Below are 7,898 nucleotides of genomic sequence, written 5' to 3'. Positions count from 1 at the left end.
CTTCTCTCCGTTACAAAACATAATTGCGTAGCTTTAGCTTCTCGCTCTGCGAGTATTACGTAGCTTGCTTCTCGCTCTGCGAGTATTACGTAGCTTGCTTCTCGCTCTGCGAGTATTACGTAGCTTGCTTCTCGCTCCGCGAGTATTGCGTAGCTTGCTTCTCCGCTTCGGAGTATTGCGAATTGTTTTAATAGGTTCTTAATTTAAGAAAAGAGTCTAAGTAAAAACGCGATATTCCCGAATAGTAGAGACGTTCCGGTGGAACGTCTCTACTTCAAGAAATGATTATTGCGTTCCTCTGATTGTCACAGCCCGTTGTATATCTGCCAAAGCGCGGTTATAATCGAGGATTGCAGTAATTCGATTACCTTCAGATTGGGTCAAATCGTTTTCAGCCGCAATTACATCAGTTTGGGTTCCCACACCAGCTTGGAATCGTAATCTGGCTAACCGCAAGGCTTCCCGTGCTTGTTCGAGTGCCGTATTTGCCGTTTGCACATTCTCTAAATTCGACTGCAATTGCGAATAAGCTTGCTCAACCTCAAATCGAATTTGGCTGCGCTGCCCAGCAAAATTGGTTTCGGCAATCTGAACATTTTTACTTGCCTGTGCAGCCCTTGCCCTTGATGCACCACCATCGTACAAGTTTAAACTTGCCCTTACCCCGACCGAATAACCATCGGTAACGGGAATTGTATCGTTAAACTGGTCGAGTAAATTATAACTAGCAATTAAGTTGATTTGTGGACCTAGTTGGGAAAGAGCCTGTCGTCGTTGTTGTTCGCTAATATTGCGTTGAGCGAGTTGCTGTTGCAATTCTGGTCGGTTTTGCAATGCTTGGATGATGCTTTGTTCAAGAGATTGGTTCCACAAGCCAGCAATTTTCACGGGGTCAGCAGCACTTAAGTTAACCGTTTGCGGTACGCTCAATATAGCAACTAGCCGTCGTCGTTCGATTTGCTGTTGCGATCGCGCGTTAGTTAAATTTTGCTGGGAATTTGCTTTATTTACTTGAAACCGCAACACATCAAATCTTGTTCCCACACCAGCTTTTTCCAGCGCTAATGCATCACGCAAACTCGCTTCCGCGTTTGTGACTGCTGACTGACTAATCCGTACCTGCTCGTCAGCTTGTTGTAAGTTGTAGTATTGTTTAGTGACGCTCTGACGAATATCTTCCGATTGCTGCTCAACTGTAAACTCGCTTACCCGTACCTGTTCTTCAGCTTGACGAATAGTTGCTTGTCGCTGACCAGATGTGTAAAGGCTGTAATTTAACTGTGCATCACTGGAAAAACTTGTGCTTGGCTCATCTACTCCCCGATTAATTCCTTGCCTCGCAGCTGCTTCGTTACTTAATTGACTGCTAGCAGATTGCCCACGATTGATTGTCGCATCCAGACTTAAAGTCGGTAACAGCGCTGCTTGTGCTTCTCGTAATCCTGCTCGACTCCGCTCTAGTTGCAGCAATGAAACCTGTAATTGTTTATTGTTGCGTCGTGCTGCTTCTAATGTCTGATTTAATGTAATTGGTTGTGTCCCTTGAAGCCGCACTTCTTCCGGTTTTGTGGGAAATTGCAATTGATTGGGATTGGAATTGAGATAGCTAGGTAGTTTTTCCCCAGTGGTTGTAGGAGGTACAACAGGTTTGGCTGGTGGGTTTGTTGTTTCTTTGTTTTGCGGTATGTTTGTTAATAACGTTCTACCTTCTTCCTTCGCAGAAAATTGCGATGTTGTCGGCAATTGAGTTTGAGGTTTTTTGTTGGGTAACTTCAACTGTTGCAGATTAGCAGGTGATAGTATCTTGGAATCATTGATTGCGATCGTAACTGCCGATGCATTTTGATTTTGTGACTCTTGTGTTCTAGTACCCAATCCATACCACCGAATATTTGTCAAGCTATTATTTTTGTCCGTTTCAGCCAAATATTGCCCAAATAAACTAGTAATTGGTGTGGGATGTTTGATGACAAACCACGTTGTATCTACGGGATTGAAATTGGCAAAGTTACTTGATGTTTTACTTGTTGGATTGAATACCGCACGAACATCATCAGCGAATCCAATCTCGACTTGCTGATTTATTACCTTTGGGTCATAAGTATTTTTATATACAATTTGCTGTTGTAAATTGGGTTCTTGAGCTACATAAATCGAATTTAAAACATTAGTCCAGGCATTAGTCGGAGAAGCAACAAAATTCAAAAAACCTAACTTGGGTTCTTTAACCTGCATAGAGTTAGCCAAGCTAGGCTGTACTGCTAGCACTGCCACAGTAACTCCAGGCAATAAACTATGAAATAAGTATAGACCTTTCACCGCGTCCTCACACAAAAAAAATAAGCGGCTTAAAACCGTTATCCCACGCCTAAAAATATAACACGATGCTATACTCAAGCGTCGGGATTTTCTTTATCTTGGAAACTTCTAACTATTCGCGATAACTCCGTCTTTTCGTCAACGCTAACGCGAGTTGCAGCACCACTAAATATTCGTTCGTAATTTCGGAAGGAATCCTTAATTTCTGGTCCATCCGCAGTTATGTTGTATTCCCTAATACCTTTGTCGTGCCAAGAACCGCGCATTTTAAATACATTAATGGCTCTTGCCATTTCACCGCGAATTTCCACATACTGCAACATCAAAATTGTGTCAGTAATGGTGGAAATATGTGAGTCGGTAATTGAATGGGAACCCATAAATTGGTCTGTTGTGTTTGTAAAGAAGCCAGTAATTTCTTCTTGTTTGGCGTAACCTGTGACACCAATTACAAACTGACGAAAAGCATTATCACTGACTCCCCGTGCCATTGCTGACAGTGAGTCGATCGCAATTCTCGAAGGCTTAAATTCGCTAATTTGCGACTTAATTATTTGTAAGTGGTCCTCTAAACCTGTAGATTCGGGATAAGTACAAATTATTTTTAATAAACCTTGACGTTCTAATTCTTCAAAATTAATTCCCCAGGAGGAAGCATTTCGCGATAATTGTGCCCGCGATTCTTCGTAAGCAAATAATATTACCCGTTCTCCCCTACTGCAACCATCGTGTAAAAAGTTACTCACCAACAGGGTTTTACCCGTACCAGTGGCACCAGTTACCAAAATAATCGAATCTTTGAAGAATCCCCCTCCGCACATGCTATCTAAGATTTCGACTCCTGAAGAAACACGGACATTAGAAGAGCGCTGCGTTAGACGCATAGCCCCCAATGGGAAGATATTTACACCGTCGTTAGTGATGGTAAAAGGGTATTCCCCTTTCATGTGGGTTGTTCCCCGCAACTTGAGTATTTCGATTGTCCGTCTTCTGCGTTCTCCTTCCAAGACGTTGCGAACAATCACCACGTTATCGGAAACAAATTCTTCTACCCCAAATGAGGCAACTGGACCATATTCTTGACTACGTTCGGTGGTAATAATTGTTGTGACATCGAGTAGTTTTAGTCTAGCGACAAGTCGGAAAATTTCGCGACGTACAACACCAATTGCTTCGTATTGTTGAAAAACTGCGGTGATTGAGTCTATGGAAACCCGCTTTGCTTTATATTTGCGGATTGCATATTGTAAGCGCTCAATTAGTGCTGATAAATCGAAGTTACCGACAATATCTTGACCTTCTGGATCGGGGGAAGCATCGAGGATGAATAATTTTCCTTCTTCGATCAGACGTTGTAAATCCCAACCAAATATATAAGCATTTTTAATAATATCGCTGGGTGATTCTTCAAAAGTTACAAATACTCCCGATTCACCGAAGCAACTAATACCACTGTAGAGAAACTGGAGCGAGAATAATGTTTTCCCAGTTCCAGAAGTGCCGCTAACTAGGGTGGTTCTACCGTTAGGTAATCCGCCATGACTAATGTCGTCAAACCCCTCGATCATTGTGCGAATTTTTTCTACACCTCCAATTCTAGGTGTTTTATTTTGCCCTTGTAGCTCGTTTTCACTCATTGTTTAATACTTAAAAAGAGGTTTTTACCTAGTTATTGATATTTCATTTGTTATTAATGATTATTGCTGATTGGTTTTTATTTAGATTTGCAATTCCCCATACATTTCATATTATTTATCAATCATTAATCGATTATTTATGAAGTATTTTGCATTGTTTTTATATTTCCCATTCCCAATTCCTAATTAACTATCTCCAAAAAAATCTCCTTCACTCAATTCTTCATAAAGTAAATCCAATCCAATCAATACTCTTTCTCTGTCTGATAAATCACCAATAATTTTACGTACCGGCGGAGGTAAAATTTTAGACAGTGTTGGTGTTGCCAGTATCTTATCTTCTTCTGCTAATTGGGGATTTTTCAATACATCTATGACTTTCAAAGCGTATATACCTTGAAATTCTTGCTCTAATATATTTTTAAGTGTTTTTAACGCCCGTACTGAGTTGGGTGTATTACCTGCCACATACAGTTTCAGTACGTAAGTTTTTCTTACCTTATTCATATAAAAAGTAAAGGCTGCCCATGAAGGTTAATTGGAGATGAATTATCTATAACATGCTTGAAGCGAAATTATCTTAACTCAGAACAGACAGATTTTTGCCACATCCCAACTTGAGGATTGTAAAGTCCGATTCTGAACTCACCCCATACCTGAAGGTAGGGGGTTCCAACTCACAAAGTGAGTTTCGTTTACCCTGTCTTTACTTTGGAACCGATCGCCGATACAGTTCGCAAAGGTGAGCCAAAATATCGATTAGGGTTAAACGGTAATCCAGTAATGTGTCATCACTTAGCCCTTCTAATTTTAGCTGTACGGAAAACTCATCAATGAGTTCCATATGCATTTCAATTATTTGGGGCACAGGGATATTAGCACAAAATAGAGCATTGATAAATTTATCAATCTTTTCTGGTGATGGTGCGTCTGGAGTAAAGTAGTTAATTAAAATGTGACTGTAGTCCAATTTTAGTTGCTGCAACAATGCCTGTCGATCGGCTGTCCTCATTTGAGAAAAAAAGATTTGTATTTTTGTTTGTAAAATCTAAGTACATTTTAGGTGATTATGGTTGAATGTTTCCCATAGATGGGCTTGCTGCTTTTTCGGCAGCAATATTTTTTTTGCGATCGCGAATGATGAAAAGAGCAGATGAAGCGCCGATGTCAGCCAAGGGTACTATGTAATAGCATCGTACATCTGTCTAACATCGCGCAGCTACTCACAAAAAAATAATTGGGTGATAATCTGCGTAATTTATGATGTATCAGTCCAGTATTGCAGTACAATCACATACATCTAAACATCAGTATTCCGTCTTGGCTTTAGTGGCAGCATTCGAGGATATTTAGAAATAAAGCATGGAACGAAAGAAAGCGGGTTTCTAGATGCAGCGAGAGGGTTTCGGATGAATTGGGTATGCAGGCAAACCCGAAATGATTGTGGGGGAAGGATATGGGAAGTGTGAGTGCTGTACCGTTAGAGAAATTAACTTGATATATAGTTTAGATTCAACATGAAGAACTCGTAAAGTTTTTTGTAATTACTTATGGGATTTTTTACTGTTGACTGTTATTTGATTGCTAGGAAATAATGTATTCATAATCCTTTGCGGTAATTTTACTGCTAACTGTTAGAGGATTTGGAAATAATTGTCTATAGGTATTTAGGAGTTAAATTACAAAACCAAAATTTTCATATTCCCACTTTTGAAGCTATATAGACTGTGTAAAATAATTGTTGTAATACCGACTATTTAATTATTTTTACTTTTTTATGGAAGCAGGTGTTTGTGTCTTTACTGCTAAATCATTAGGTTTTTTTAATACTTGAGACTTGATACTTTAACTTTAGACTTGTTGGTAGTCGCTAGGGGCAGTTCTAGGAGGGGCAACTGGCTTAACTGCTGGGTATGGAGAGATTCATGTTTGTGTATCTACTTAATCCATCTACTGAAATGTAGATTTTAGATTTGTGCTAATTAATTAAGATACTTAAACAAGAATAACAAAACATATCATTCCAAATCATTATAATTCCTAAAGGTTCAATAGCTATACTTTGGAGCCATAATTGTTTTAGCTACTGCTATCTATAAAGAGTTTCGATACCAAAATAACGCTGGTATAGGCTTCAACAAGCTGTTTGTGATGCAAGTCTCAAATAATTGAGTCGGCTTACGTCACTTGTATCCCTTATCAGTTGGGCAAAGTTCTCTTTCCGAGTATGGTGTGGGAAACCCTTGTAATAACTTGATACATTGCTATCGATTTGATGCAGATGATGTTCTTTGTTTTGGGATAGCAAGGTTAATTGCCTTTGTACCTAACCCATTCTCAAGCGTTGAAGTTACGTCCATTAAATAAATATTAAATTTCAACCTTTAACGAGGATATTGCTTTCGGCAGGCACTATGAGTTTTAGGAACAAGTAGTGATTTGAGCCGATTTAACCTCAAGAAGACTGACACAAGTATCCCTATGTCCATGCTGCATTATCGGGTTAATGATTTTATTTCAATGGTATTAAGCTGCTCGCAAACGACTACTTTGGCTGCTTTGCTGGATATGTTTGAGGTTGAGAGTTGCGATGCTCGTACCGAACCGAATAGCGATCGCGTAAAGCAGCCTCTGTACAGCGATGTTCCAAGGCAAGCGAATTGCGATCGCATAGTAGTATTGAATGAAAAAGAATATCCGGTGGGTTTGCTGGATTTGGCTGGTTTGATGAGCAAGTTGCTTGGGTTTGTCTCCCACAAATCAGGTTCGGAATCGACAAACTATTTACAGCAACCAATTTTAAGTTTGGATAATAGTCTTCTCCAACCGATACAAACTATATCGGCAACGAAAAGCATAGAAGAATTTAATCAGGTTTTAAATTCTCCTGGGAACCCAAGCAATGCTGCTGATTGGGTGGTTATTGATGCTAATAGAAAATATTTGGGTGTGCTAGATAGCGCTCGCTTATTAAAGCATTTAACAAAGTCATCCGTTAGTACAAATAATACCAGTGATGATTTACAGAATATGAATAAAAATACCATCGGAAATAGCAACCAGGCATCAAAGCCAAGTGATGCTAGACAACGGAAGAAGGGTAATCGAGTTACAAGGCTATCGACAAATGATGTTCCCCAAGATTCTATTCCTCAAAGTCACTCCGAGCAAAAACGAGAGCAATATCAGCCATTAGTACAGTTGCTGGAACGTTTGCCCTGGGCTTTAACGCTGCAAACTAATAATGGGGAAGTTGTCACGCGAAATCCGGCTTGGTGGAAGCAATTGGGGATGTTAAAAGACCCAGAAGGAGTTCGCCGAGAAGTTGAAGCAATTTTATCACCAAAAGCTTTTAGCGAAAAGCGATCGCTATTCGGTTCCCTGGGAACATCGCCTGTTGGAGTCAGCACAATTAGCAGCGAAATGGAGAAAAATTTACCTTTTCTTTCTATTCCTGGCTCAAGTACCAATTTCGGTTCGGGAATGGAGGAAGATACAACCGAATCAAATCTGGGAGGAAGCTGCTTTTTTAATGACGAATTGGGAACTTGCACTTGTGTGGTAGAATTCCAAACTGGTCAGGAACGGGTTTGGCAGTTTGCCAAAATCCCCTTAGATAGTACTGAGTGGCAAGTAATTCATGATTTGTGGTTGATACTGGCAACTGATGTCACCGATGTTCAGCTACTTAGTAAGGAGTTAGCTGCTAAAAATGCCGATTTGATTCAATTAAATCGCTTAAAAGATGAATTTTTAGCTTGCATTAGTCATGAGTTGAAAACACCACTAACAGCCGTTTTAGGATTATCGCGGTTATTGGTTGACCAGCAATTAGGAGAATTAAACGAACGTCAAGCTAGATATGCAGGATTGACTAGCCGTAAAATTCTTAATGGAGTATTAACAATTACTTCTGCATTTTCTTTCTCAGACTTTTTTTGT

General features: G+C 39.8%; 5 protein-coding genes. 1 reads left to right on the top strand and 4 read right to left on the bottom strand.

All coding sequences use genetic code 11. The features are described from left to right. Nucleotides 1–285: 285 nt before the first annotated feature. From CK510_RS22435 to CK510_RS22420, 4 genes are all read right to left on the bottom strand, one after another. Entirely contained in the window at nucleotides 286–2,319 is a 2,034-nt protein-coding gene (locus CK510_RS22435) for a TolC family protein (protein ID WP_245912314.1), read from the bottom strand. 74 nt (nucleotides 2,320–2,393) lie between these two features. After that, nucleotides 2,394–3,956 carry a circadian clock protein KaiC gene (gene kaiC, locus CK510_RS22430; protein ID WP_095723804.1) on the bottom strand — a complete coding sequence of 521 codons (1,563 nt, stop codon included), beginning with the start codon at nucleotides 3,954–3,956 and terminating at the stop codon, nucleotides 2,394–2,396. Nucleotides 3,957–4,142: 186 nt separating this feature from the next. After that, entirely contained in the window at nucleotides 4,143–4,463 is a 321-nt protein-coding gene (gene kaiB, locus CK510_RS22425) for a circadian clock protein KaiB (protein ID WP_095723803.1), read from the bottom strand. 199 nt (nucleotides 4,464–4,662) lie between these two features. Further along, nucleotides 4,663–4,983 carry a circadian clock protein KaiA gene (locus tag CK510_RS22420; protein WP_281257071.1) on the bottom strand — a complete coding sequence of 107 codons (321 nt, stop codon included), beginning with the start codon at nucleotides 4,981–4,983 and terminating at the stop codon, nucleotides 4,663–4,665. A 1,412-nt stretch (nucleotides 4,984–6,395) separates the two neighbouring features. Between CK510_RS22420 and CK510_RS22415 the strand changes: the two genes are divergently transcribed. Next, nucleotides 6,396–7,898: histidine kinase dimerization/phospho-acceptor domain-containing protein (locus CK510_RS22415; protein WP_281257070.1), on the top strand; the 1,503-nt coding region annotated here is incomplete at its 3' end.

It is taken from the genome of Brunnivagina elsteri CCALA 953, from assembly GCF_002289455.1.
Lineage (GTDB): Bacteria > Cyanobacteriota > Cyanobacteriia > Cyanobacteriales > Nostocaceae > Brunnivagina > Brunnivagina elsteri.
The sequence above is the reverse complement of the archived record's forward strand: the minus strand, read 5'-3'. Positions and strand labels throughout refer to the sequence as shown.

Excerpts from the sequence above, each read along its gene's own strand:
- kaiC (WP_095723804.1), bottom strand. The coding sequence starts at position 3,956 with ATGAGTGAAAACGAGCTACAAGGGCAAAATAAAACACCTAGAATTGGA.
- kaiB (WP_095723803.1), bottom strand. The coding sequence starts at position 4,463 with ATGAATAAGGTAAGAAAAACTTACGTACTGAAACTGTATGTGGCAGGT.